General features: G+C 58.0%; 23 protein-coding genes and 1 tRNA gene. 15 read left to right on the forward strand and 9 right to left on the reverse strand.

Going from position 1 to position 24,401, the window contains the following annotated elements; genetic code table 11:
• Nucleotides 1-163: 163 nt before the first annotated feature.
• Genes ACR3ES_RS16215 through ACR3ES_RS16225 form a run of 3 tightly spaced genes read right to left on the reverse strand, consistent with a single transcriptional unit; the run spans nt 164 to nt 3,041 of the window.
• Nucleotides 164-1,585, reverse strand: a complete 1,422-nt coding sequence (locus ACR3ES_RS16215; protein ID WP_170433516.1) for a hypothetical protein — start codon at nt 1,583-1,585, stop codon at nt 164-166.
• 2 nt (nt 1,586-1,587) lie between these two features.
• Entirely contained in the window at nt 1,588-2,472 is an 885-nt protein-coding gene (locus ACR3ES_RS16220; protein ID WP_170433514.1) for a hypothetical protein, read from the reverse strand.
• A complete protein-coding gene (locus tag ACR3ES_RS16225) occupies nt 2,454-3,041 on the reverse strand; it encodes a hypothetical protein (RefSeq protein WP_480634733.1) in 588 nt (195 codons plus the stop codon). The genes ACR3ES_RS16220 and ACR3ES_RS16225 overlap by 19 nt, the downstream gene beginning before the upstream one ends.
• Before the next feature lie 343 nt (nt 3,042-3,384).
• Between ACR3ES_RS16225 and ACR3ES_RS16230 the strand changes: the two genes are divergently transcribed.
• The 6 genes from ACR3ES_RS16230 to trhA all read left to right on the forward strand — a co-directional run bounded on the left by ACR3ES_RS16230 (nt 3,385) and on the right by trhA (nt 11,062).
• Nucleotides 3,385-4,404 (forward strand): hypothetical protein, encoded by a 1,020-nt coding sequence (locus tag ACR3ES_RS16230; protein ID WP_480423879.1) that lies wholly within the window; start codon nt 3,385-3,387, stop codon nt 4,402-4,404.
• Between the two features lie 452 nt (nt 4,405-4,856).
• On the forward strand, nt 4,857-5,417 hold the full coding sequence (locus ACR3ES_RS16235; protein ID WP_170433508.1) for a TRAP transporter small permease subunit: 561 nt from the start codon (nt 4,857-4,859) through the stop codon (nt 5,415-5,417).
• On the forward strand, nt 5,414-6,742 hold the full coding sequence (locus ACR3ES_RS16240; protein WP_170433506.1) for a TRAP transporter large permease subunit: 1,329 nt from the start codon (nt 5,414-5,416) through the stop codon (nt 6,740-6,742). The genes ACR3ES_RS16235 and ACR3ES_RS16240 overlap by 4 nt, the downstream gene beginning before the upstream one ends.
• 70 nt (nt 6,743-6,812) lie before the next feature.
• The gene (locus tag ACR3ES_RS16245; RefSeq protein WP_170433504.1) at nt 6,813-7,853 is read left to right on the forward strand and encodes a TRAP transporter substrate-binding protein; all 1,041 of its coding nucleotides are present in this window, start codon (nt 6,813-6,815) and stop codon (nt 7,851-7,853) included.
• A 123-nt stretch (nt 7,854-7,976) separates the two neighbouring features.
• A complete protein-coding gene (locus ACR3ES_RS16250; protein ID WP_480423882.1) occupies nt 7,977-10,298 on the forward strand; it encodes a fatty acid cis/trans isomerase in 2,322 nt (773 codons plus the stop codon).
• A gap of 95 nt (nt 10,299-10,393) precedes the next feature.
• Nucleotides 10,394-11,062, forward strand: a complete 669-nt coding sequence (gene trhA / locus ACR3ES_RS16255) for a PAQR family membrane homeostasis protein TrhA (protein ID WP_170433502.1) — start codon at nt 10,394-10,396, stop codon at nt 11,060-11,062.
• Between the two features lie 65 nt (nt 11,063-11,127).
• Here the strand turns inward: trhA and ACR3ES_RS16260 are convergent, their stop codons facing one another.
• The gene (locus ACR3ES_RS16260) at nt 11,128-11,514 is read right to left on the reverse strand and encodes a RidA family protein (protein ID WP_480423883.1); all 387 of its coding nucleotides are present in this window, start codon (nt 11,512-11,514) and stop codon (nt 11,128-11,130) included.
• Between the two features lie 559 nt (nt 11,515-12,073).
• On the opposite strand from ACR3ES_RS16260, the gene ACR3ES_RS16265 reads away from it, so the two are divergent.
• Complete coding sequence (locus tag ACR3ES_RS16265) at nt 12,074-12,286, forward strand: hypothetical protein (protein ID WP_170433498.1); 213 nt, start codon at nt 12,074-12,076, stop codon at nt 12,284-12,286.
• A 516-nt stretch (nt 12,287-12,802) separates the two neighbouring features.
• On the opposite strand, the gene ACR3ES_RS16270 is transcribed toward ACR3ES_RS16265, so the two are convergent.
• The gene (locus tag ACR3ES_RS16270; RefSeq protein WP_170433496.1) at nt 12,803-13,114 is read right to left on the reverse strand and encodes a hypothetical protein; all 312 of its coding nucleotides are present in this window, start codon (nt 13,112-13,114) and stop codon (nt 12,803-12,805) included.
• A gap of 149 nt (nt 13,115-13,263) precedes the next feature.
• Nucleotides 13,264-13,353: transfer RNA gene (locus ACR3ES_RS16275), tRNA-Ser, on the reverse strand.
• A 200-nt stretch (nt 13,354-13,553) separates the two neighbouring features.
• Between ACR3ES_RS16275 and ACR3ES_RS16280 the strand changes: the two genes are divergently transcribed.
• The 8 genes from ACR3ES_RS16280 (at nt 13,554) to ACR3ES_RS16315 (ending at nt 20,997) form a co-directional block, all read left to right on the forward strand.
• A complete protein-coding gene (locus ACR3ES_RS16280; RefSeq protein ID WP_170433494.1) occupies nt 13,554-14,696 on the forward strand; it encodes an SPOR domain-containing protein in 1,143 nt (380 codons plus the stop codon).
• A gap of 15 nt (nt 14,697-14,711) precedes the next feature.
• Nucleotides 14,712-15,878, forward strand: a complete 1,167-nt coding sequence (locus tag ACR3ES_RS16285; protein WP_170433493.1) for a D-alanyl-D-alanine carboxypeptidase family protein — start codon at nt 14,712-14,714, stop codon at nt 15,876-15,878.
• Entirely contained in the window at nt 15,875-16,501 is a 627-nt protein-coding gene (gene tmk / locus ACR3ES_RS16290) for a dTMP kinase (protein ID WP_170433491.1), read from the forward strand. Before ACR3ES_RS16285 ends, tmk begins: the two co-directional genes overlap by 4 nt.
• A 3-nt stretch (nt 16,502-16,504) precedes the next feature.
• Nucleotides 16,505-17,623 (forward strand): DNA polymerase III subunit delta', encoded by a 1,119-nt coding sequence (locus ACR3ES_RS16295; protein ID WP_170433489.1) that lies wholly within the window; start codon nt 16,505-16,507, stop codon nt 17,621-17,623.
• Nucleotides 17,623-18,429, forward strand: a complete 807-nt coding sequence (locus ACR3ES_RS16300) for a TatD family hydrolase (protein ID WP_170433487.1) — start codon at nt 17,623-17,625, stop codon at nt 18,427-18,429. The genes ACR3ES_RS16295 and ACR3ES_RS16300 overlap by 1 nt, the downstream gene beginning before the upstream one ends.
• Complete coding sequence (locus ACR3ES_RS16305; protein WP_170433485.1) at nt 18,426-19,223, forward strand: MBL fold metallo-hydrolase; 798 nt, start codon at nt 18,426-18,428, stop codon at nt 19,221-19,223. The genes ACR3ES_RS16300 and ACR3ES_RS16305 overlap by 4 nt, the downstream gene beginning before the upstream one ends.
• A 69-nt stretch (nt 19,224-19,292) precedes the next feature.
• Nucleotides 19,293-20,225 carry an AEC family transporter gene (locus ACR3ES_RS16310; RefSeq protein WP_170433483.1) on the forward strand — a complete coding sequence of 311 codons (933 nt, stop codon included), beginning with the start codon at nt 19,293-19,295 and terminating at the stop codon, nt 20,223-20,225.
• 70 nt (nt 20,226-20,295) lie between these two features.
• On the forward strand, nt 20,296-20,997 hold the full coding sequence (locus ACR3ES_RS16315) for a CbiX/SirB N-terminal domain-containing protein (RefSeq protein WP_170433480.1): 702 nt from the start codon (nt 20,296-20,298) through the stop codon (nt 20,995-20,997).
• Between the two features lie 78 nt (nt 20,998-21,075).
• Here ACR3ES_RS16315 and ACR3ES_RS16320 read toward each other — a convergent pair whose 3' ends face one another.
• The 3 genes from ACR3ES_RS16320 to ACR3ES_RS16330 all read right to left on the reverse strand — a co-directional run bounded on the left by ACR3ES_RS16320 (nt 21,076) and on the right by ACR3ES_RS16330 (nt 24,369).
• Complete coding sequence (locus ACR3ES_RS16320; protein WP_170433479.1) at nt 21,076-22,104, reverse strand: GGDEF domain-containing protein; 1,029 nt, start codon at nt 22,102-22,104, stop codon at nt 21,076-21,078.
• Entirely contained in the window at nt 22,101-22,688 is a 588-nt protein-coding gene (locus ACR3ES_RS16325; RefSeq protein ID WP_170433477.1) for a heme NO-binding domain-containing protein, read from the reverse strand. The genes ACR3ES_RS16320 and ACR3ES_RS16325 overlap by 4 nt, the downstream gene beginning before the upstream one ends.
• Nucleotides 22,689-22,809: 121 nt before the next feature.
• Nucleotides 22,810-24,369, reverse strand: a complete 1,560-nt coding sequence (locus tag ACR3ES_RS16330) for a trimethylamine methyltransferase family protein (protein ID WP_480423887.1) — start codon at nt 24,367-24,369, stop codon at nt 22,810-22,812.
• Nucleotides 24,370-24,401 lie beyond the last annotated feature (32 nt).

Genomic DNA, 24,401 nt, shown 5'->3' on the forward strand with positions numbered 1-24,401 from the left:
AATAAAGTCTTCTACAATATCGCTGGAACATAGCAGAAATTGGCGCTTTTCGAAACAGTCAGGGAGTTTACGTGCGCAAGTGTACTCGAGTGTCCGCCGAAACCGTGCGGTCCCAGGACTGATTGTCAGCGACCCCGGATCCTTTGTCTGACCGGTGCGGCACTTAGTTCCGATCCCTTTTAAGCAGGTCTGAATTCTGCTCGGCAACCTTCCGCACGACATCCAGCGTGCGCGGCAGATTGGTTGTATCCACGCCTTCGGGTCGCATTTCGGTCGCGGCCAGAAACTCGAGAAACTGCAACAGATTGCCCAGCGCCTCGCCATTCTGCGGATCAACCGAGACCGCGTCGGCGAACCATCGCGCAGGGTCGCGATACGGCGGCGCACCCTTTTCAGAACAACACAGCACAGTGTCGGTGACACCCAGCGCATTTCGATAGTGGGAATCGGTGGGCGACAGTTCGGCCGCGCGCAAAAACGCCTTCCGCGCACCGGGCCAATCCCCGACATGAGAGGCCAACACAAATCCGATCATCCCATGAGCCAAAGCGCGCGCCTCGGGTTCGTCGGCGGTCAGCTCATTCCCAAGATACCGCGACAGCGCGTTTGCCGTCTGCCGCCATGCACTCTCTGGCGTCGGTGCGAATTCCAATGAGTTGCGGGCTTGCTGTAGTCTGAGAAAACCCAGCACACCGTTCACAAAGTCCAACTCCGGCAGACTGCGGTGTAGAAAGCGCGATGCCTCCGGGCTTACGCGGATAAATCCGCGACTTGGCTGTCCGCCGAATATGTTTTCGACTTCGATCCAGCCGGGGTCGTTCGTGATCCGGACACTGAACGCCTGCGGTTGATCCGCGTGAAAGACAAGGTTTTCACCGGGCATGGCCTCATTCGGCAACGGAAAGACCTTGCTGGCCCGGATGAAAGCGGCGTTCATGTTGTTGAACAACTCCTCCGACACCACCCTTGGCGCAAAGGTTACATCCAGCACCGGAAGAGAGATAAACAAACGGTCCTCTGACCCGTCTAAAGAGACCGACAGATTTTCGCTGGCGAAGTTACCCTCCATCGGAAAGACATAGTCAAACTGGTCCGACTGGCGTCGAAATCCCCGGACTCTCGACTGGATGAAAATCTGCTCATCCTCAATGAAGATACGCCCCTGTAACATGATGAGGATCTGGCCTTGTCTGACGGGTGGCCCCGACCCGCCAACCAACAGCTGCCCAAGCACTTCGTCGGAGTGACACGGCCGTCCAAGGAACATGTGCGAGACGACGCCAAGACTGCCGTAAGTCGGCTGATGCCAGCTGTCGAGTTTGAACAGCCACGACAGCCGCTGGGCAGTTTCCTGCAATCTCGCCATGCGTTCGTCCTGAGAGGCGGCCAGATCGACCGAGGTTGCGGTGTATTCCAGCGGCACGATATTGGCAGCCGACCCTTCGAATATGAAAGGCTGTTCGCATGCGGTGAAGCCACCCGCGACTGCGGGTTGTGCACCAACCAGCGCGCCTGCGCCGAGCATCAGTTTGACAAGCAACGGACCTGCCACACGGTTCTCGATTGTCTTAACCCAGCGTTTCATCATCAGTCTCCGCCGCCTCCTGCCTGAGAGGGGAGCGGATCGACACAAGCGCCGCTTGGCGTGGCGTCATCCCCGCGAATTTCCTGAAGAATAGGCAACGTGCTTTGTTCGCCAAATTCGTCAATCGTCCATTGATAGACGCGGGCCGCGCCGGCATTCGCAAAGTCGCCAAGCGTTTCCCACTCGGCTGGCTGCAGGCCCAAGTAGTTTGCCCGGGGACGGGCTGCATCCAGGGTGCCGATCGCATCGCAGTAAAAGGCGCGCGACCGCAGCAGCATCGTCTTGCGTTCGTTGGACGGCGGGGCAGCCTCTGCCGCCTTTTCATGCCTTAGGCCCAGCGCAAGTGCGGCTAGCAGATGCAGCTCTGCATTCCCGCGAAACAGATCGGCCAGCCCGGTTTCGATCTGGGCCTGCTCGTATAAGGCCTCGTGATACCCCGGCAGGCGCGGCGGTTGTGCATTGTGGAACTCGTAATGACGTAAGGGAACAACAACGTAAGCAACGATGATGTCATCGCCGCTGGCACGCGCGCCAACTTCCAGCAGCACACGTTCGTCATTCAGCACGCCGGTTACATTTGCGTCGTAGTTGTTGGGATCTCGCAACTGCCGTTGAGGGCAATAGATCACCTTGGCCAGCGATCCCAGCGAGGCATCCGCCTTGTCGAAATGCATTTCAAACGCGGCAAGCAGAGCCCGCCTGTTCCGTTCGCTGATCGCGCGCACCAGATCCATTGACCCGATCAGCAACTTATCGTTCGGAGCCGCCTCAACTGGGCACCCCTGCAACTGTGCCTGCACCCCTTGGCACAGAAAAAGGCCGGAAAGCAGCGCCGCCAGAAAGCGACCGCCGGGGCCACACACGCGCCTTAAAATCTCTTCCACCATGGTTGCGCCCTTTGATTTGCTCTTCCGATTTGTTTCAACGCGGTTTGGATCGCCAGACTGAAATTGGCGCTGGGCTCGCCTGCAGGTACGCCCGCGCTGCTCACGTCCGCGCTCAGACGTTCCAGCGGGTCCGTGGCATTTTTGCAGGCAACCGACCCGGCCGTTTCGATCGCCACCTTGCGGGTCTGCCATTTGAACGTCGATGTGGGATCATCGATGACCCTGACCAGAACGTCACACGTGCCTTCATTTGCAATCAAACCCGCCTGCTCCAGACCCAGTTTGCCCCACCCGATCTGCAGCTCGTTCCCATGCTCGACGAGCTGCACGAGCGGATACGCAGCGACACTTCCAAACCCGCCCAGCGCCAACGCGGTTGCTTTTGATCTGGCGGGATCATTGGCCGAATCCCCGCTGTTCAACTCGATCACGTAAGTCTTAAGCTTATCGGCCGCATCGGCGCTGAACTGCGCACGCTTCAGGTCAAGCTCTACGCTCTGCACCAGAAGATACCCCAGAAAAAAGCCACCGAAGTCTTGATCAACGCCGCCAGAAGGTCCGCGAACCATGCGCCCACCTTGCTTTCTACTGGCTCTGGTTTTACCGGTTCCGCAGGCGGCGCGTGCCCGGAACCGCGCGTGTACAAAAGCAGCGCTTCGGCGCGGTCACCGCCCTCTTCATCTGGCGTATTTGCTTCGTTTGGAGTCATTTCACAGGCAAAAAGCGCTCCCGGGACTGGTTCAACCCTATCATAGTTGGGCTGAATCCAGAAGGAGACCGGCACACGCGCAACAGGCCCACGTCGCGGCGAAAACGTCAAAAGCAAGCAGACCGGGGGTCGTGGAACATGCCTGACGACCGAAAATGTGCTACGCATCCAAACAGGTATTTTGACTGCGCAAGGGGTCGGATATGGTGAACCAACGCGTAAAACCGGTCTATTTTGGCATCGCCTTGCTGCCGGTTTGCATCTTTGGGATCCACGAGCTGATCCACCAAAACCTGATTGAGGCGCAACTGGACGTCCCGCTCGACATTCTGCACGGGGAACGGCCCTGGCTGGAGGCGGTCGGCCGGTACCGGTTTCTTGCAGCATCCTGGTTTTTTGCCTCGATTTCTCTGCTGGCCGTGGCAGTACTGGTCCGCAATCTGATGCGCCCGATGACGCGTGGCACGCGGATTGCCGCAACTCTGACGACATTGGTCGTTCTCACCCTCGCCGTGACGCCCACGATCCAGCAATACGCGTCATCGGAATCCCCCGGAATTTACCATCAGGTCGGCAAAGCCGTTTTTGAGACGGCGCTGTCAAAAGGGGCCCTGCCCGGGTGTCTGACCCCGGATGACAGATGGCTGCTGGGTAGATGCGGTGACATATCGGTGTTTTCAATGTTCAGACATGTGCTGGACATCATCAATGCGCTGGCGGGGCTTGCGGTTGGTGCATTGATTGCAGGCATGATCCTGTGTCTGGCGTCCAGTGAGAGCCGCGATATCGAAGAACGGGCTGCCGAATTGGCCAAAAGCCTAAGACAAATGCGCCAGCAGCTTTATCTGTCCAGTCTCATTCTCACCTTTGGCCTGTTTTTTGCGACAAGCTGGATGTACTGGCCAATGCCTCTGATATTGGACTCCGAAAAGGCAGCCTACAGTTCCCTCGTGACCGCATCCGCTCTGTTCACAGGCACTTATTTCTGCCTACTGATGCTAAGCTTCTATTTGCCGGTGGCTCTTGTTTTGGATGGCAGGGTCAGGACTCTGGCCGATACAGCCAAACAAATCAGCGCATCCGAGCAAGCACTGGATGTAGATGACTGGAGGGCAACGCACGGATTGACAGAAGGCGTCAGCGACATGCTGCGCGCAGGTTTCGCGTTGGCGGCCCCCATATTGGCGGCCTTTGCAGGGGGCATATCACCATTGGCGGTGTAATAGGATCGGTTTATCTGGGCGCGATAGATACACTGCCTTGCCTGAGACCTGGCCCAACCCGCATGTGCCGCCAAACAGGCCAGGAAAGCTATCGCGAAGGAACTCTTTGGGTTCAGCTCTGCATTGGTAGTGCCAGTGGAGCGATTGCGTAAACGGAACCGGATAATTTCGGTGCTTACAGGTCCCCAGCAAATCAGCGTCTGCCGCCAACACAGTTTGACGTCGCGATCCGTAGGGTTCTCCGCCTGCCCCATGCTTGACAGGTGTCAATCATATGGCTCTGATGACACGGTGAAAAACAAGTCAACAACCCGCCGCCTAACAGTTCAGCTCGCGCTCTCACGCGGCGCCAATTTCGACGGCTTGGCATGCAACACACAAACCTGCGGGCCTCTGCCGGGCCAGTCTGATCGTGCACACTTCGTCAGGGTTGCCACCCCGTGACGGGACTGATGAAGAGCTATATCGGTTTTGTGGACCGATCCAATCGCATGATCGGGCGGATTGTAATGTATGGCATCTTCGTGATGATGGCCATTCTGCTATACTCCTCTGTTTCCAAGACCTTTTTCGTCCCATCGCTTTGGACTCTGGAAATGGCACAATTCGCCATGGTGGCTTACTACGTCCTTGGGGGACCTTACGCGATGCAGATGGGCGCCAATGTCCGGATGGATCTGTTGTATGGCGACTGGACGGATCGCCGGAAAAGCCAGGTGGATGCGCTGACCGTGTTCTTTCTCATCGTGTATCTGGTATTCCTGCTCTGGGGCGGTTGGGACAGTCTGATGTATTCCTTCCAATATGGCGGCGAACGCTCGTCTTCCGCCTGGCGTCCCTACATCTGGCCGATCAAGACCATCATGGTCATTGGCATCGTTCTCATGCTGTTTCAGGCCGTTTCCGAGTTGTTCAAGGATATCCTGCGCCTTCGGGGCCATGACATGGGCCCCAAGGATGACGAGCCCGTTCACATGGCCCCCGAAGACCTCGACGGAGGGCACCGGGGGTGAGTTACGAACTGATTGCCGCGCTCATGTTTTCGACGATGATGCTGATGCTTTTGACCGGGCAGCGCGTGTTTGGGGCAATCGGTTTCGTGGCTGTTGTGGCCGCCTTTTTCCTATGGGGGGATCGCGGCGGGTACGACCTTGGGTTTGCCGCCGCAATCAAGGTGATGCGCTGGTACCCGCTGCTGACGCTGCCGATGTTCATCTTTATGGGCTACATTTTGTCCGAATCTCGGATCGCCGATGATCTCTACCGGATGTTCCACGTCTGGATGGGGGGCCTGTCCGGTGGTCTGGCCATCGGCACAATCGGCTTGATGGTTCTGATCTCGGCGATGAACGGGTTGTCGGTCGCAGGCATGGCTATCGGAGCGACCATTGCCCTGCCGGAACTGCTGCGCCGCAACTACGACAAGCGCATGGTTACTGGGGTGATTCAGGCGGGGTCGTCGCTGGGGATTCTTGTGCCCCCATCCGTCGTTTTGGTCCTTTACGCGATGATCGCCCGGCAGCCGGTGGGTCAGCTTTGGCTGGCCGGTGTCGTGCCCGGGCTGATGATGGCCACGCTGTTTATCATCTACATCGCCATCCGCTGCCGCCTGAACCCCGCGCTCGGCCCGGCCATGAGCGCGGCGGAACGGGCTCAGGTGACCTGGGGCGAAAAGCTGCGGCTGCTTGGCGCGGGCTTGCTGCCGCTGGGCATCTTCGCGGTGATGATGGTGCCGTTTGTGAACGGCTGGACATCTCTGGTGGAAAGCTCGGCGCTTGGAGCCATCGCCGCATTCCTTGCCGCGGTTCTAAAGCGCCGCATGACATGGCAGGTCTTTGAAACCTCGGTCAAACAGACGCTGGGCATCACCTGCATGTTCATGTGGATTATTCTCGCCGCCCTCGCCTTTGGCGCGGTGTTCGACGGTTTAGGAGCGGTAAAAGCCATCGAGAACCTGTTTACAGTGCAGCTTGGGCTGAACCCGTGGATTATCCTGATCCTGATGCAGCTGAGTTTTCTGTTGATGGGCACGTTTCTCGACGACACCGCGATGTTGGTGATTGTTGCCCCGCTCTACGTGCCGCTGGTGGGCGCGCTTGGCTTTGACCTGATCTGGTATGGCGTCTTGTACACGATCACGTGTCAGATTGCCTATATGACGCCGCCGTTTGGATACAACCTGTTCCTGATGCGGGCGATGGCGCCGCCAGAAGTAACCATTGGAGATATCTATCGATCCATCATACCCTTCGTTGGCGTGATGGCGCTCGCTCTGGGATTGGTAATGGCTGTCCCAGAGATCGCATTGTGGCTTCCGGGCGTAGTTTACGGAAACTGAGCAAGTGACAAGAACAAGTGACCGGGTCAACCGGTTCGAGGTTCAATTATAAGCACAGGAGAGGATGACCATGACCACGACACGACGCAGATTTCTGAAAACTGCTGCTGTGGCAGCGCCCGCAATACTTGCGGCCCCTGCCATTGTCAAAGCGCAGGCCCCAATCAAATGGCGCTTTCAGACCTACGCCGGCGGTGCGCTGGGCGAACATGTGACCAAACCGGCGATCGACTATATCAACGCCAACGCAAATGGTGAGTTGGAAATCGAACTGTTCTACGCGGACCAGATCGTGCCGACAGGTGAGCTGTTCCAGGCGCTTCAGCGCGGAACCATCGACGGGGTGCATTCTGACGATGACTCGATGGCCTCGCCCACACCGCTGCGGGTGTTCGGCGGGTATTTTCCGTTTGCCACCAAGCACATTCTCGACGTACCGGTGCTGTTCAACCAGTACGGACTCGCGGATATCTGGCGTGACGAATACGCCAAAGTTGGTGTGCAGTGGTTGTCGGCAGCAGGGCAGGATCCCTGCAACTTCAACACAAAGAAAGAGATCACGTCGGTCGCCGATCTGGATGGCCTAAAGCTCTATACCTTCCCGACAGCGGGGCGGTTCCTGGCCCAGTTCGGTGTGGTCCCGGTGAATATCCCGTATGAGGACGCCGAAGTGGCCGTGCAGACCGGCGAGTTGGACGGTATGGCCTGGTCCGGCATCACCGAGGATTACACGGTTGGCTGGGCAGATGTGACCGACTACTTCCTGACCAACAACATCTCGGGCGCCTGGATCGGATCGTGGTTTGCCAACCAGGAACGATGGACCGAGTTGCCCGATCACCTGAAATCCATTGTGATGGCCGGTATCGAGGCCAGCCACACCTACCGCAATCAGTGGTATTGGGGCGGCGAAGCGGCCCTGCGCGCCAACGGCGACAAGCTCGAATTACGGTCAGTTCCCGCGTCGGAATGGGCCGAGGTTGAAAACGCGGCCAAGCAGTTCTGGGATGAGATCGCCCAGGAAGGCGAAGTGCATGAGAAGATCGTCGGTATCTTCCGTGAGTACAACAGCGTCATCAACCAGGCTGGCGTTCCGTACAATTTTGAATAGGCAAGTTCAGGGGCGGCGCAGCAATCAGCGCCGTCCCCAACTGAGGCACGATGTATGCGCACCTATCCCAAACCCGCCTTGTATTTCAGGGGTATCTTGAACGCCCCGGTTCTTCGAAGTTTCATGACATTAGTCTGGTTGAGCATGGCGCTAACCATCGTACTTGGGACCTCGCCCTATAGTAGCGCGCAGGCTGATGTGGATTGGACCGACGTGAAGCCAATCCTGGATCACCGCTGCGTCGTCTGTCATAGCTGTTATGACGCGCCGTGCCAGCTCAAGCTGACCGTGCCCGAGGGGCTGATACGTGGCGGGAGCAAAGACGCGATTTACCACACCGAACGTCTGAGCGACGCACAGCCGACACGGTTGGGCATTGACGCTCAGACGGTATCCGGGTGGCGGGGTCTTGGGTTTCACCCGGTTACAGGCGAGCCAACCGCGCCGGCGAACACGACCAATCTGCTGGCGGAATATCTTGAATTGGGCCGAAACAACCCACTGCCTGTAAATGCACCTCTTCCAGACGAACTTGGTCTGGAACTCGACCGCCCGCTGGTCTGCCCGACACCTGCGGAATTTGATGCATTTCGTGAAAATCAACCATTGGCGGGCATGCCATACGCAAGCGCGCCACTTGATGACGCAGAGTACACGATGCTTTTGTCCTGGGCCCAAAACGGGGCACTGATTGCGTCGAACCCCGTCGAGATTCCGAACGACATCGCCGCGCAGATCGCATCTTGGGAAGCCTTCTTGAATGCAGACGGCCTACGCAGCCAATTGGTCAGCCGGTACCTTTACGAGCATTTATTTCTGGCCCGCCTCCACTTTCAGACAGACACGCCTCGCCGGTTCTTTCAGCTTGTACGCTCGACAACCCCGCCCGGCGAGAGAATTGACGTTGTTGCGACCCGTCGTCCATTCGACGATCCCGGCGATCGCCCGTTTTATTACCGATTGCGGCTGATTGACGAGACGATCGTACATAAGGAACACTTGGTTTACACGCTGGGTCCCGACCGTATGGTACGGTTTCAGGAGGTGTTTTTCGACCCTGACTGGAGCGTTCAAACCCTTCCGATCTATGGCGATGCCGAAGGCGGCGACCCGTTCAGCACGTTTGCCGACATCCCGGCCCGAAGCCGCTATCAGTTTCTTCTGGATGACGCGCTGTTCTTTGTCCGCAGCTTTATCCGAGGCCCGGTTTGCCACGGGGAAACTGCAGTCGATGTAATCGAAGATCGGTTCTGGGTCAGTTTTCTGGATCCGGACGCCGATCTGTCAATCACCGACCCAAGCTATCTGGCGGACGGCGCCACGTTTCTGGAACTGCCAGTGTCGCAAATCGATGACGGCGTTCTGGGGGATCTGCAGGGCTTCTCACATCAAAATCAAATCCAATATCTGGAGTTTCGGGACGCGCGCTATCAGACAAGCGCTGCGCATAAGACCGGGTTCGGCTACGACGCGATATGGGATGGGGACGGCACAAACCCGAATGCGCTGATCACTGTGTTTCGCCACTTTGACAATGCGTCCGCCGTGACCGGGTTTCATGGCGGCATTCCCGAGACCGCGTGGGTCATCGATTATCCGATTTTCGAACGCATCTATTACAATCTGGTGGCTGGATATGACGTATTCGGACGCGTGGAACACCAGCTTTCGACGCGCCTTTATATGGACGAGTTGCGGATGGAAAGCGAGGATACGTTCCTGTCCTTCATGCCAAGAGCCGTGCGGCAGGACATGCATCGAAGCTGGTACAAGGGTGTTTTGGCCGAAATTCATACGTATTGGCATCGGCGTCGTGTCGACGACAGCTTTCCCGCGGGTATCGCTTTCGAGACCGAAAGCCCAAAACAGGAATTCCTGTTGTCGCTGCTGGATCGGGGTGGCGGGCTGTGGCCCGTCGATGATGCGATTAATCGATGCGCGGACACAAGCTGCCCTGAGCCCGACGATGGTGACACCGAGCGCGTCCTGCGGACATTGGCAAACCAGCGCGGCGACTGGGTGAAATACTTGCCGGATCTGTCCGTTCTCGTCATCGATTCAAACGGCGCAACACCGGACGTCTTCACGCTTGTGCACGACAAAGCGCATGACAACATCGCCTTTCTGTTCGAGGAAGACTCCCGGCGGGACCCGCAGTCGGACGTGATAACAATCATGCCGGGTTTGATCGGGAGCTACCCGAATTTTTATTTCCATCTGCGTCAAAGCCAATTGCCCTCTTTCGGCGAAGCGCTGAAGTCCATGAACTCGCAACAGGACTGGATGGAGGTGGCGTCGACCTATGGCGTACGGCGAACCAGCCCGATGTTTTGGCAGGTAAGTGATCAAGTCCATTCGTTTTTCACGCGGCAGGACCCTGTCCAGGCGGGTATTCTGGACCTCAACAGATACAAAGACCCCAAACCGGATGACGATCCGACCTGAAACCCTGAAAGACGCTCTGCAACGGCGCGTTCAACCCGGTCTTACAGGGTGTCCACGGCTTGTCGATCTGCATGCCGGACCATAAGTTGATATTCATGAGGTCTTTTGCAGACATTCGTCCGGCCTACAGCCGTGCTGAACGCATAAGCGACGGGGTTGTTCATGTTCTGGGTGTTTCTTCGGCTCTCATAGCCGTGCCCGTGCTGATCACGATGACCGTCTTTTATCGTTCTGATCCCGCAGCCATTCTGGGGGCGTCGATATACGGTATTACGCTGGTTCTGATGCTGACTTTTTCTGCGCTCTACAACATGATCGAGAGCGAGAGATGGTCTGACGTTCTCCGCCGCCTCGACCATTCCGGCATCTACGTTAAGATCGCTGGCACCTACACACCCTTTATTCTGCTGTCAGGCGTTCAGATACCCGGGCTTTTGATCGGCCTCTGGTCGTCGGCAACGCTTGGATCGCTTTTGAAGCTGGTGGATCCAAACCGCTTTCGATGGTTCGGGCTTGCGCTCTATCTGATGATGGGATGGGCCGTGGTTTGGGCAGGGCACTCGATGCTGGCCGAACTGCCACCAGCGGTTCTGATTTTGATGATCGCTGGCGGAGTTGTCTATACTGCTGGCGTTGCCTTTTATCTTTTGGAGTGGCTACCGTTCCATAACACCATCTGGCATGTGTTTGTTCTGACGGGCAGCGTCCTGTTTTTCGTTGCAGTTGCTGCACAAATCGAGTTGGTGTCAGTCGCCTCAATCTGAGGTGATAAAGACAGGCTCTGAGGCACCAGGTCAGCCATGCTGTACACGCTGTGTCATTGTCAGGCTCAGCCCGGTATCTGAACCACCATTTCCACCTCGATCTTAAGCTCTGGACTTGCCAATGCGGCGACGCCAATGCCGGTCAGGCTCGGTTGTTCGCCGCCCAGAAATTCCATGATCTCGTGCATCGCGACGCCTATGGTGTCGTCGTTCAGATCGGTCATGTAGATGCGCATCTGTACAATATCTTCCGGACTGGCCCCGATAGATTGCAAGGCCGCGTTGAGATTTGCCACAACCTGTTTGGATTGCGCTTCAAGTGTTTCAGGGATTGCAGATCCGTCTGCGTTCCAAGCAACCTGACCGGAAACAAAGGCCAATCGACCCGGGTTGGCGACCGTAATCTGCGAATAGCCTACTTTTCCTGCATCAGGCAGTGTCTTCGGGTTCATTCGTGTGAGTCCTGCGGACATGTCAGATCCTTATCTTCGGTTGATGATGTGCAAGACAAGGGGCAGGCTGAGTTCACTCTCAGACCACGGCCCTTGCGACAGCGAGCATCTGTTAACGCTGCGTTTGAATTTGGTGCCGGTTCTGCGTCGAAACAAGTTCGCTCTGATTACCGACGGCGCCGAACACGCCCTGGCAGGCCGCGCTGAACAGTCTTGCTTGGAATAGTCGCTTTGGAAATCGGCTGGGTCTAGAGCTTGAGCTGTTCATGCATGCTCCCTTCATCTACCGCCGAGTGCGGTCGGCCGTGGAACCAGGCCTCCATCCTCCTTCGCAATCTTCCGGCACATCCCATTGACGGATATCGGACCGCCAATTTCTACCTCTTATGGCGCGCGATACATTCTTCTACTGCGCCCTCGACGGAAACCGGGATCGACCAACACGCTGATCGCAGAACGCGGATCATGATTAAGCGACGTTAACCTACCAGACACGCGCGTTTCAGCCGCGCACCCAATCTATTTCTCGGGAACAGCCGATCATGCAAAGGAGGGTGTAATGATGGCCTACGCAGACTTCATCACCAGAAACGGTGTATTTTCCAATCTCTTTGCGTCCGCCGAAGACCGGAAAGCAAAGCGTGAAAAGAGGGCCGCGTATAAAAGGAAGAAGCGCGAAGCCGACATGATATCAGAGCGCGAGCTCATGGATCTTGGTGATTGTCGACGTAACATGCATGAAGTCCTGTACCGCCATTACTTCACTGGCTAGTCAAAGAGCCTTGCAGAAAAACCATTCGCGATGCCGCCGGGTCAAAACGGTCTTCGGTCCGGTCGCGCATCTTTTGCATGGCACCCACCTCGGCGGCCTTGTTCGACCGACCGGTAGCCACATCAACAATGACCCTTGATCGCTCGTGGTCGGGTCGTTTCAAAAACCGCGGGCCCATAGCGCGCTGCTACCGATTTGTTGTCGGGATTGGCGTGAGTGGCGAAGTTAGGCTGGGCCATCGTGGTGCGCACGTCATCTGGGATCACGTCATCTGGGATATTTAGGTCCTCTCGCACCGCGCGCAGCGCATCATTTGGATTGATCTTCCGGGCCGCCCGGCTCTTTGGATTGCCGACTTCTTCCAGACATGCGCAAAAAATCAGGCAGGCTTCGACGTCAATGTGCTGAAACGCTCAGTGCTGGAAAGCGGTAGGCACGCGTTCCAAGCAGGCAAGAGAAAAAGGTTTGCGTCGCCCGAACGTCTTTCTCCATCCGACGGCTTTGAGCCTAAAGTAGCTATCTGTTTTGCTTCTGAAACGCTGCATGCTGACGCTTTTCTTTGCTGCCTCTTGATATGTGTTCGCGGTCATCAAGTAGCTGTTTGACGTCAGCAAATGCGGCTTCCCAAATTGCGGTTTCTTTGAAGGCAATAAGGCCAGCAGCCTCAACTGCATCGCGTTCCTCAGGAAGCCAATCGCTTAGCTCGAACGAATCTTGCAAACTTCTTAAAAGCTTAAGTCGCGTCAGAAGGCTGCCTGTATGGAGCTTCTCGAGGTCTTCAATTGCGATAGGCTCAATGGTTCGCAAGTTGTCAATACTAATACCCATGATTTCTCCGCTTCCGCACCAATCGGCTATCCGGTTCTAAGATGCATAGCAAATAAGTGTTCATGGCACGATTGGAAAAGACGGCAGCTTTGTCCCGCAAAGAGGTCGTCAAGTAAGGTATTAGAGCCCGCCGCGCAATCGGCGGCGAATGGCGGGGAGACAGGGATTCGAACCCTGGGGACGCTCTCACGCCCAACGGTTTTCAAGACCGCCGCATTCGACCACTCTGCCACCTCCCCGCGTGGGGCGGGTCTAAGGCCAACTGAAATCAGAGGCAAGTCGAAATAGGGATTTCTTGCCGAAGCATGCGCAGCGGTCTTTCCATGACAAAGTACCCACGCTATGATCCGCAACAAAGACCGTACGACGCTGGCAAAAGAACCAGCCGACCGGCGGCAGGGCTCGGGAAACGAGGCCCCATCAGGCAAGGGATGAGAAAATGAAGCGAGCGACTGAGATACGCCCGGGGCCGAAAAGGCTGGCGTTTCTGGTTTTGGCTTTGGCCGTTCTGTCCGGATGCGAGGAACCTTTTGGGTCGGCTGAAAAACCCGAGCCCAACGAAGGATCAACAGAACTGTTGCCTGAGGTTACCAGCGGGTCGCAGCGCGATGTCGAAGCGCCCGACGTATTCGAAGTGACCGAGGCCGGGCTTTGGGACGGACGCCCGTCTCTGGGCGGGATTTGGGTCGCTCATCCGGATGTTACTCAGCCCGAGCGCGTGGTTATCAAGAACGCCGCAAACAATAAGTCCGTCACCGGCGCTCTGTTCCGGCGGGAACGAAACCTGCCGGGGCCTGCGCTGCAGGTGTCGTCTGCGGCTGCTGAGCAGTTGGGTATTCTGGCCGGTGCGCCCACACGGCTCAACGTTGTGGCCCTGCGGCGTGAGGTGGTTGTCGAAGAGCCCGTGCCGCAGGAAGAAGACGCCGCACCTCTGCCTGATGACGAAGCGACAGAGGCAGCCGTCGAAACTGCGACGGCCACATCTGAAGAGCCCGTTGCGGCCGAGGCCGAAAAACCCGCGAAGCGAAAGTGGTGGCAGAGAAAAGAACCAGCTGCGGCAGCAGCAGCCGGGACAGCAGCTGGTTTGGCCGCATCAACCGCTGACGAGGCGGCCGAGGTCGCTGCGGAAGCGCCAGCAGCGACAACAGCAGCGGCCCCTGCCCTGTCTGACGCCCCTGTTGCAGCGCCCGCCGAACCACCCGCCAAACGCAAGTGGTGGCAGAGGAAAAAACCGAACGAGATTACCGAAACGCCGCTCGACCCCATCGAAGGGGCCGCAGCGGCCATCGATGCGACCGAAGCGGCCCCTGCCGCTGCAGCGGTAACCGCGACGGCAACGACGTCCGCTCTGGCAAAACCCTTTGTTCAGATCGGTACATTTGGTGTTGAGGCCAATGCCAACAGCGCCGCAGAGAAAATTCGCAGAAACGGCATGTCGGCGGAGGTGCGCGAACTCACGGCCGAGGGCAATACGGTCTGGCGGGTTCTGGTCGGCCCCGCAGCAACGCGCCCAGAACGCAAAGCTTTGTTGAACGACGTCAAAGATCTGGGGTTTACCGACGCGTTCACTGTGTCCAACTGAGATAGGAGACTTCACATGCTTAATTCGCTGCGTGGTTCCGTGCTCACCTTGGGGCTGGCACTGCTTGCCCTGCCCGCCCACGCCTTCGACACGTCCGCCAGGGCGGCTTATGTGATGGATCAGACAACCGGCACGGTGCTGTTGTCGAAAGACGCGGATCAGCCGCTTCCGCCGGCATCGATGTCCAAACTCATGACGCTTTATGTTGCGTTCGAGGCATTGCGGGACGGGCGCCTCACGATGAACGAAACCCTGCCGGTGTCGGAACACGCGATGAGCTATGGCGGCTCGACCATGTTCCTGAACACGCAGGATCGCGTAACGGTCGAAGACTTGCTGCGCGGGATTATCGTCCTCTCAGGCAATGACGCCTGTGTTGTCATAGCCGAAGCGCTCAGCCCCGACGGGACAGAGGCGGGGTTCGCACGCTATATGACCCAGCGCGCCAAGCAGATGGGGATGAACCATTCAAACTTTATCAACTCGAATGGCTGGCCTGCTGCGGGTCATATGATGTCGGTGCACGATCTGGCGGTGGTCGCGGATCGTCTGATCACGGACTTCCCGGAGTATTACCCGCTGTTCGACGAGGAAGTATTCGAGTTTGACGGACGGGCGCCTTCGAACGCGCGAAACCGCAATCCGCTGCTGCGGCTGGACATTGGCGCGGATGGTTTGAAAACCGGCCACACACAGGAGGCCGGCTACGGACTTGTTGGGTCGGCAAAGCAAGGGGATCGCCGGGTGATCTTCGTTCTCACCGGCATCGATACAACCGGCCAGCGCGCAGAGGAGGCTGAGGCCGTGGTTAACTGGTCGTTTCGAAATTTTGTCGAGAGGACTGTTGCCACAGCAGAAACGCCGATAGCCGAAGCGAAGCTGTGGATGGGAGAGAAAAAAACGGTCGGTCTGGTGCCCGAGGGCGATCTGAATGTTCTGTTCCCGGTCCTGGGAACACAAGATGTCGAAGCCGAAGTGGTGTATGAAGGGCCAATCAACGCGCCTGTTGCCAAAGGTCAACAACTCGCCGAACTGGTCATCAAACCCGAAGGATTGCCGGAAATCCGGCGCCCTCTAGTAGCAGCCGAGGACGTGGCAGTGGGCGGTTTTGCGGTGCGCATGATGACCGTGGGCGGGATCGTTCTGAAGGATGTCATCAATACCCCGCTGGACTCAATGTGACGAGCGCTGGGTTGTTTCTGACCTTTGAAGGCATTGACGGATCAGGCAAGTCCACTCAGGCGCGCATGCTCGCGGATCATCTGCGCGACGCAGGTCGCGAGGTGGTGTTGACACGCGAACCCGGTGGGTCTCCCGGGGCGGAAGAAATCCGCAGCCTCGTTCTGGAGGGCGACCCCGAGCGCTGGTCTGCGGAGACGGAAATCCTTTTGTTTACCGCCGCACGTCGCGATCATCTGGAACGCACCATCGAACCCGCGCTGGCAAAAGGCAAAGTTGTGATCTGTGATCGGTTCGCCGACAGCACACGCATGTATCAGGGCCTGTCGCGCGGTGACCTGCGCGGGCTGGTCGACCAACTGCACAGCCTCATGATCCGACGCGAACCGGATATGACCCTTTTGATCGACATGGACCCCGATACCGGTCTGTCCCGCGCCAAAGGGCGGCAGGGCACCGAAGAGCGGTTTGAAGATTTCGGGCCGGCTTTGCAGCGGAAAATGCGCGCTGGTTTTCTGGCACTTGCCGAAGAGTTCTCCGACCGTTTTCGCGTTGTCGACGGCAATCGCGACATGGACAGCGTCGCGCAGGATGTGGCACAGATCGTCACGGCAGCTTTGCGATAGGCGATGAGTGACGACACCCCAACCCCGGATCAGGCGCCCGGCGCCCCGCACCCACGCGAGACAGCACACTTGTTTGGGCAGTACGCGGCGGAACAGGCCTTTTTGACCGCCTATACGTCTGGACGTTTGCACCATGGCTGGTTGCTGACCGGGCCGCGCGGTGTTGGCAAAGCAACACTGGCCTGGCGGATCGCCCGGTTTCTGCTCGCGACACCTCCGGTCGATAACGGCGGACTGTTTGGGGCGCCCCCGCCCCCTGACACGCTGGATGTCGACCCTGATCATCCGGTCTCGCACCGCATTCTTGCCGGTGCGGAACCAGGACTTGCCGCGATCACCCGGTCTCTGAATGACCAGGGCCGTCTCAGAGGTGAGATCGTTGTCGACGACATTCGCAAACTGGGACGGTTTTTCGGCCTGTCCTCGACCGATGGTGGCCGCCGGGTGGTGATTGTCGATTCCGCCGACGAGATGAATGTCAGCGCCGCCAATGCCCTGCTGAAAATGCTCGAAGAACCGCCGGCCCGCACAACACTGTTGTTGGTCTCACACCAGCCTTCGCGGTTGTTGCCAACCATCCGGTCGCGCTGTCGCACATTGCGCCTGTTGCCGCTTGGACCTGAAGAGATGCAATCCGCACTTGCACAGGCTGGCGCTGAGCAGCCGCCGCAGGGTGATCATCTGGCGGCATTGGCGGCGGGTTCAGTGGGGGATGCGGTCCGGCTGATCAATCTGGGCGGGTTGGAGATTTATGCTGAACTGATCGCCATTCTGGGAACACTGCCCCGACTTGACCGGCAGCGGGCGCTGGTGCTGGCCGAGGCCGCAGCCCAACGGGGCGCTGCGGAAAAGCTCGAGTTGCTGCTGACGCTGATCGACGTGGCACTTGCACGGCTTGCTCTGACCGGGGCAACTGGTTCGCCGCCTGCACCAGAGGCCGCTCCGAACGAGGCAGAAACCTTGTCGCGCCTGTCTGCCTCTCCGCATCAAGCACGGCGCTGGGCCGAGGTGGCCGCTGTGATCACGTCGCGGGCGCGTCACGGGCAAGCTGTGAACCTTGACCCTGCTGCGTTGGTCCTAGATACGGTGTTCAAGATACAGGAAACCGCCGGTCAGAGTTGATGAGCGACACCCCCCAGATCACTGACAGCCATTGCCATCTGGATTTTCCGGATTTCGATGGGCAGTTGGACGCGGTCGTTGCGCGCGCGGCGGAGGCTGGCGTAACCCGGATGGTGACCATCTGCACGCGGCTGCGCAACGAACCCGCCATTCGCGCAATCGCCGAGGCCCATGGCCCGGTGTTCTACGCCGCTGGCACCCACCCGATGAGCGTGGCGGACGAACCGATGGCCACCGTTGATGAACTGGTCGCACTGTCAATGCACCCGAAATTTGTCGGCATTGGCGAATCTGGACTGGATTATCACTACACTGCCAACAGCGCAGACCTGCAGAAACGCTCTCTGCGCGTCCATATCGAGGCGGCCCAGCGCACCGGGTTGCCTCTAATCATCCACGCCCGCGCCGCAGATGAGGACATGGCCCGCATTCTGACCGAGGAATACCGAAACGCGCCCTACACCTGCGTCATGCATTGCTTTTCCTCAAGTGCCGAATTGGCCAAGGCGGCGCTGGACCTTGGCTTCTACCTGTCAATGTCGGGTATCGCGGCCTTTCCCAAAAGTCAGGAATTGCGCGATATCTTTGCCGATGCACCGGTGGATCGCATTCTGGTGGAAACCGACGCTCCGTATTTGGCGCCGCCGCCTTTTCGCGGCAAACGGAACGAGCCGGCCTATACCGCACACACGGCCCGGAAAGGGGCCGAAGTTTTTGGCATGGAGTATGCCGCCTTCGCCGCGCAAACGCAGGTGAACTTCGATCGGCTGTTCAGCAAGGCAGCCGCCTACAAGGCGGCTGCATGACCCAGTTGCGGTTCACCATCCTTGGCTGCGGATCATCCGGCGGCGTTCCCCGGCTGGGCGGGCATTGGGGTGACTGTGATCCGGACAATCCCAAGAACATCCGCCGACGCTGCTCGATGCTGGTTGAACGTGACGGACCCAATGGAACAACTTCAGTTCTGATCGATACGACCCCCGATATGCGAAGCCAATTGCTGGACACGGGAACCGGGCGCCTGGATGGCGTCGTCTACACGCATTCCCATGCCGACCACGTGCATGGCATCGATGATCTGCGGATGATCGTATTCAACATGCGCACCCGCGTGCCGGTCTGGGCCGACGGTGATACACAAAATGCCCTGCTTGGGCGGTTCGGATATGCGTTTATCCAGCCGGAAGGCTCACCCTATCCGCCAATTCTGGACCTAAAAACCATCGACGGTGCGTTCGGCGTCGACGGACCGGGAGGCCCAATTCCGTTTCGCCCGTTCAAGGTCAATCACGGCTCGATCGACTCGCTGGGGTTTCGCATCGGCAAGCTCGCATATTTGCCGGATGTGGCAGAAATCTATGATGATGCCTGGCCTGAAATGGAAGGCCTCGATTGTCTTGTGATCGACGCCCTCAGACGCAGTCCGCACCCGACGCACACGCATCTGGAAAAGACCCTGGGTTGGATTGAGAAATTGCGACCCAAACGTGCCATTCTGACCAACATGCACATCGATCTCGATTACGCCACGGTCGAAACCGAAACACCCGACAACGTCACCCCTGCTTATGACGGGATGATCCTCCATCAGGCGCTGTGAGACCCTGTTCGATCTGAACGGCATACGGCTCCGTCGGGTCCCGACACCGCAGACCAGCGACGGGCTGACATGCTGCAGAACCTGATCAATGTCATTCTGCCGGTCTTTCTGGTCATCGGTGCGGGGTATGCCGCAACACGGTCGGGATATTTCAAAGAAGTACATGTCGACGGGCTGATGAAGTTCACGCAGGGCTTTGCCATTCCCTGCCTTTTGTTTCTGGCCATCGCGCATCTGGACCTAAGCGCCAGCTTCGACCCGCGCCTGCTTGCCAGCTTTTATTCTTCGGCCGCTCTGTGCTTTATGGCTGGCCTGTTCGGAGCCCGGATCCTCTTTGGACGCGATTGGGAGGACTGCGTCGCCATCGGGTTCTGCTGTCTGTTTTCCAACTCCGTCCTGCTGGGCTTGCCCATCACGGAACGCGCCTACGGGACCGAAAACCTAACCGGGAACTACGCTATCATCGCCTTCCATTCCCCCTTTTGCTACGGCGTCGGGATCACGGTCATGGAGGTTGTTCGAAGCCGTGGGCATGGGCGTGCACATATGGCCCGCTCGGTCCTGTCCGCTATGTTCAAAAACGCGCTGATCCTGGGGATCGCACTGGGATTTGTGGTCAACCTGTCCGGCCTCGCCATACCGGCCGTGGTGGATGAGGCGCTGGGGCTGGTGTCCCGCGCGGCCTTGCCCGGTGCCCTGTTCGCCTTGGGGGGCGTGCTGGTCAAATACAAACCCGAAGGCGATCTGCGCACCATCGCCTATGTCTGCTGCATCTCACTGATGCTGCACCCAAGCCTTGTCTGGCTATTCGGAAAATCCGTGGGCCTGCCGCAGGATTTGTTCCGCTCGGGTGTGCTGAATGCCGCCATGGCGCCGGGTTTCAACGCGTACATCTTTGCCAGCATGTATGGGCGTGCCAAACGTGTCGCGGCCTCCTCTGTCCTGATCGGAACGGCTGCATCCATCCTGACGGTGTGGCTCTGGCTGACCGTACTGGGCTGACCAGGCGGAACCTGCATTGACATTACGCCCCGGTGAAGCACCTATCTTGCATTCAAACAGGAACCCGCGCATGCCTCATGCCATTATCGTCGCTCATGGTCAGCCGTCTGACCCCGCCCCCGCGCAGGAGGCGCTGGCCGCATTTGCCGCGAAAGTCGACGCATTGAGCGGCGACGTGACGGTGCACGGCGCCACTCTGGCCGCTCCGGGGGTGCTTGAGGCAAAAGTGGACAGCCTGCCAGACAGCGTCGTGATTTATCCGCTGTTCATGGCGAAGGGCTGGTTCGTGACGAGCGCGCTGCCAAAACGTCTTGGGACCCGGAAACGGCGCATCCTGGATCCTCTGGGGATTGATCCAGATTTACCTGAACTGTCAGCCAGCGCCCTGCGCGCAGCATTGTCCGAACGGCAATGGGCAACCGACGACACTGATCTGGTCATTGCGGCACATGGCTCAGGACGCAGTCGCAACCCCTCTGCGGTTGCGACAGACTTCGCGTCTCAACTGTCGCGAAAGCTCCCTTTTAACTCCATTCGGGTTGGATTTGTCGAAGAGCGTCCGTCCATATCCGAAGCCGCCAGTGGAATGTCGCAGAAAGCTGTTTGTCTTCCGTTCTTTGCCTGCATGGGCGGACATGTTCTGGACGACGTGCCCGAGGAACTGGAAAGGGCAGGTTTTTCGGGCATCGTCTTGCCTGTGGTCGGCGAACTGCCCCTGATCCAAAGGCAGATAGCAAACAAGATATGTCAGGCCTTCAAGGCCGCCGCATAAATGTACTAACGCAACCGATACTCGCATAACTAACGGCGATGCGCATGGCAGGATGCGATGCTCACCCCTCTGCCCTTTTCACCTGTTTTCGCCGACTTTCTGGCTTTGCAATTTCCCGGATTCGCTCAACGCAACCGGCGAATACAACCGGTGGCAAGACCGCCCCTCTCCTTTGGCTTGATACAGCGCAAGATCGGCGGCGTGCAGAATTTCCGCCGCTTGTAAGGACTCAAACTGCGTTGAAACTGCGGTGCCTATGCTCACTGAAACGCGACAAACCTGCCGTCGGAATGCCATCGGTTCGTTCAGCCGCCGGATAAGACGATCCGCAATTGACGCCAACCTGTCTTTTTGGGTCAATCCCTTGAAGATGATGACAAACTCATCCCCACCAGATCTGGCCACGGTATCCTCGCTGCGCGTCTCTTCGATCATGATCCGTGCGGCCTGCTGAAGAACGAAATCGCCGGCAGCATGACCAAACTGATCGTTTACTGACTTGAAAAAATCCAGATCCAGATGCATCAGCGCAAAAGTACAACTGGTCGAAATCAGTTGCCCGATCATGTGATCCATAGCGCGACGGTTTTTCAACCCGGTCAAGGTATCTGTATAAGCCTGCTCTTCTGCGGCAATCATAGCGTCTTGCAGGCGCAGATTCAGAGACCTTGATGCCTGCATCGCCGCTGATTTTGCCTCGACAAGATAAAGCAGTTCGATGGCCAGATCGGTGCCGGAGAAATCCGCGCTCGTCAGCGCATAGTCCTGAACCGCATCCAATATCGAAATACCAAAGGACAGATTGACCACCGCGCCGCGCCCGTCAGGCAGCGGGGCAACTAGCCCCTTGAGCGCCGTTCTTGGTTCATCCAGAAATCTGAGACGCAGTTTTGCCCCGGCCGCAGAATTGAGATCTGTAATGGTTGTCAGGGTACGCGGGCGGATCAGTTCGAACACATCGAGAAAGTTCTGCCCCGCGAGCGGTTTGCCCGGACGGAGTTTTTGCAGCGTCGGCCCGGTCCGTTGGATACGCCCCGCGTCGTCCAACAACAGGAACATCGGACACAGCGTTTCCAAAAGATCGGCCAGTTCACTGGGTTTCATCATCCGTTTCTCGCCCCCAGGTCAAAATGCCGACCCTCGGTAAAGGCGCTTTCCACAAGGATAATCGAAATGATCTCGACGTCACCCTGCTGCCCGTCATGGGACAGCATAACAAGCGCGCCGTAGTCGTCGGCCATCGCCCGCAAGACGCCGACCATAGTGCTGGAATACCCCGGCAGACCGGGATAGCAGTACAGTTGATACTCGGTCGGTGACAGTTCCCGAAGTTCCAGCGCGGGCAGCTTGAGATCGGAAACCGCCAGCCGCACCCGATCCGCAAGATCGTCAAGAGAGTGCAGAAACTCGACATAAGTTACTCCGCCAAATCGCAGCAGCCTGCGCAACTCTTCCATATTCGGATGGGACACCAGATAGGTTCCCAGATCTTCCAGAAGTTCGGAACGCGGGCGGTTCAGATCCGCACTCAGAGCATCCACAACCCGGGTGGACATACCGGCTTCATACAAAAGCATGGCCTCGAACTCGACAAAGTCCAGGCCCGCAGCCTCGGTCACACGCAGCCAGCACGACTGCCCGTAGGTTGCGCACACGAATGACTGTATAGCCCGATTGGTCAGACCATGCATGACATGCCCCAGATTGGTTTCCTGTCCAATCTGGTCCGACAAACCTTAACAATTAGCCAAAGCGCGCCGATAGTTGTCGCAAATGCGACGGAGTATCATAGCGATACCAAGCCTCATTCCATCAGAAATCCGTGGGCGCCCCACCCTCTGCCTTGCGGCGTGCAACAAACTCAGCCAGTTCCTCGCGGATACCTTCATCCAGTGCGGGTGCCTCAAAGCTCGAGATAATCTCCTTGAACATGTGATGGGCCCGCTCGGCGGTCCAGATGCCTCCGGCGATTTCCCATCCCTCGTAGTTTTTCCAGTCGCTCAGGAAGGGTTGATAAAAGGCCGTGGTGTAACGGTCCTGCGTGTGCTGAATGCCAAAGAAATGGCCATCGTTGCCAACAGATCGGATCGCGTCCAACGCTATTTCGTCTGGCCCGGTGGCCGTCAGATCGGGGTTCATATAGCGCTGGATCTGCTGCAGGATTTCGCAATCCATGACAAACTTCTCGGGGCTTGCGATCAGACCGCCCTCCAGCCAGCCCGCCGCATGATAAACCATGTTGGTGCCGGACTGTACGGCCGCCCACAGGGAATTCGATGTCTCCCAGACCGACTGGCCATCCGGCACATTGGCCGCACAAACACCCGAAGATCGCATCGGTAAGCCGTAGTAGCGTGCCATCTGCCCGGTCATCTGGGTCGACCGCATGTATTCCGGGGTCCCAAAAGCTGGCGCGCCTGATTTCATATCCACATTGGATGTGAATGTACCGATCACACACGGAATGCCCGGCCGCACGTATTGGAACAGAGCGATGGCGCAGAGCGCCTCGGCCAAAGACTGCGCAACCGCACCCGCCATGGTGACCGGCGCCATGGCACCCGCCAGTGTGAATGGGGTCACCACAATCGCCTGCCCCCGCCGTGCCAAGCGCAGACAGCCATCGATCATCGGTTGGTCATGTTTCAGTGGCGAGGTCGAGTTGATATTGGTGTACATGCGCGGAGTCGCTTCGAATTCCTCGTGGCTGAGACCGCTGGCAATCCGGACCATCTCCATCACGTCTTCGACACGCTCTTTGCCCAGAGAATACGCGTGCATCGCCTTGTCGGTCAGCGTCAGCTTGTCATAGAGAACATCCAGATGGCGCACGCTGGCATGGATATCAACCGGTTCGACCGGATACCCACCCGCGAAGTGGATACAGTTGAAATATTGGGTCAGCTTCAGAAGGTTCCGGCACATTTCGCGATTGCCGGGGACTTTGGTTCCGATTTCCATATCCCAGTAATTGGGCGGTGAGGAAACATTTCCGAACAGCAGGTTTTTGCCACCAACTTCAATTGTCCGCTGGGGATTTCGCGGCGTGATGGTGAAGCTTTCGGGTGCCTTTGCCACCATTTCCATGACAAAATCACGCCCCATCCGGACGTTGTCCCCGTCAATCGTGCAGCCCGCCTCACGCAGGATCCCGATGGCCTCTTCGTTGTAGAATTCGATACCAATTTCTTCGAGAATACGCATCGCACCCTCGTGGATCGCCTCGATCCCCGCCTGATCCAGCGGTTCGGTCGGGGCGTCGATGTTGACCGGCGGATTCCATGGCATCTGCTCGATTGCCGCGCTGCCCCGGCGGGCAGCCGCCCCGGCCCGTCCACCGCCGCGACGTTTACGTGTTGCACTGTCAGCCATCGTTGCCTCCTGCCTGGTTGTTGACCAAACAA

The organism is Ruegeria sp. B1 (assembly GCF_056535885.1).

Coding starts and splice junctions, on each gene's coding strand:
- ACR3ES_RS16215 (WP_170433516.1), bottom strand. CDS start 1,585: ATGAAACGCTGGGTTAAGACAATCGAGAACCGTGTGGCAGGTCCGTTG.
- ACR3ES_RS16220 (WP_170433514.1), bottom strand. CDS start 2,472: ATGGTGGAAGAGATTTTAAGGCGCGTGTGTGGCCCCGGCGGTCGCTTT.
- ACR3ES_RS16225 (WP_480634733.1), bottom strand. CDS start 3,041: ATGGTTCGCGGACCTTCTGGCGGCGTTGATCAAGACTTCGGTGGCTTT.
- ACR3ES_RS16230 (WP_480423879.1), top strand. CDS start 3,385: ATGGTGAACCAACGCGTAAAACCGGTCTATTTTGGCATCGCCTTGCTG.
- ACR3ES_RS16235 (WP_170433508.1), top strand. CDS start 4,857: ATGAAGAGCTATATCGGTTTTGTGGACCGATCCAATCGCATGATCGGG.
- ACR3ES_RS16245 (WP_170433504.1), top strand. CDS start 6,813: ATGACCACGACACGACGCAGATTTCTGAAAACTGCTGCTGTGGCAGCG.
- ACR3ES_RS16250 (WP_480423882.1), top strand. CDS start 7,977: ATGACATTAGTCTGGTTGAGCATGGCGCTAACCATCGTACTTGGGACC.
- trhA (WP_170433502.1), top strand. CDS start 10,394: ATGAGGTCTTTTGCAGACATTCGTCCGGCCTACAGCCGTGCTGAACGC.
- ACR3ES_RS16260 (WP_480423883.1), bottom strand. CDS start 11,514: ATGAACCCGAAGACACTGCCTGATGCAGGAAAAGTAGGCTATTCGCAG.
- ACR3ES_RS16265 (WP_170433498.1), top strand. CDS start 12,074: ATGATGGCCTACGCAGACTTCATCACCAGAAACGGTGTATTTTCCAAT.
- ACR3ES_RS16270 (WP_170433496.1), bottom strand. CDS start 13,114: ATGGGTATTAGTATTGACAACTTGCGAACCATTGAGCCTATCGCAATT.
- ACR3ES_RS16280 (WP_170433494.1), top strand. CDS start 13,554: ATGAAGCGAGCGACTGAGATACGCCCGGGGCCGAAAAGGCTGGCGTTT.
- ACR3ES_RS16285 (WP_170433493.1), top strand. CDS start 14,712: ATGCTTAATTCGCTGCGTGGTTCCGTGCTCACCTTGGGGCTGGCACTG.
- ACR3ES_RS16295 (WP_170433489.1), top strand. CDS start 16,505: ATGAGTGACGACACCCCAACCCCGGATCAGGCGCCCGGCGCCCCGCAC.
- ACR3ES_RS16300 (WP_170433487.1), top strand. CDS start 17,623: ATGAGCGACACCCCCCAGATCACTGACAGCCATTGCCATCTGGATTTT.
- ACR3ES_RS16305 (WP_170433485.1), top strand. CDS start 18,426: ATGACCCAGTTGCGGTTCACCATCCTTGGCTGCGGATCATCCGGCGGC.
- ACR3ES_RS16310 (WP_170433483.1), top strand. CDS start 19,293: ATGCTGCAGAACCTGATCAATGTCATTCTGCCGGTCTTTCTGGTCATC.
- ACR3ES_RS16315 (WP_170433480.1), top strand. CDS start 20,296: ATGCCTCATGCCATTATCGTCGCTCATGGTCAGCCGTCTGACCCCGCC.
- ACR3ES_RS16320 (WP_170433479.1), bottom strand. CDS start 22,104: ATGATGAAACCCAGTGAACTGGCCGATCTTTTGGAAACGCTGTGTCCG.
- ACR3ES_RS16325 (WP_170433477.1), bottom strand. CDS start 22,688: ATGCATGGTCTGACCAATCGGGCTATACAGTCATTCGTGTGCGCAACC.
- ACR3ES_RS16330 (WP_480423887.1), bottom strand. CDS start 24,369: ATGGCTGACAGTGCAACACGTAAACGTCGCGGCGGTGGACGGGCCGGG.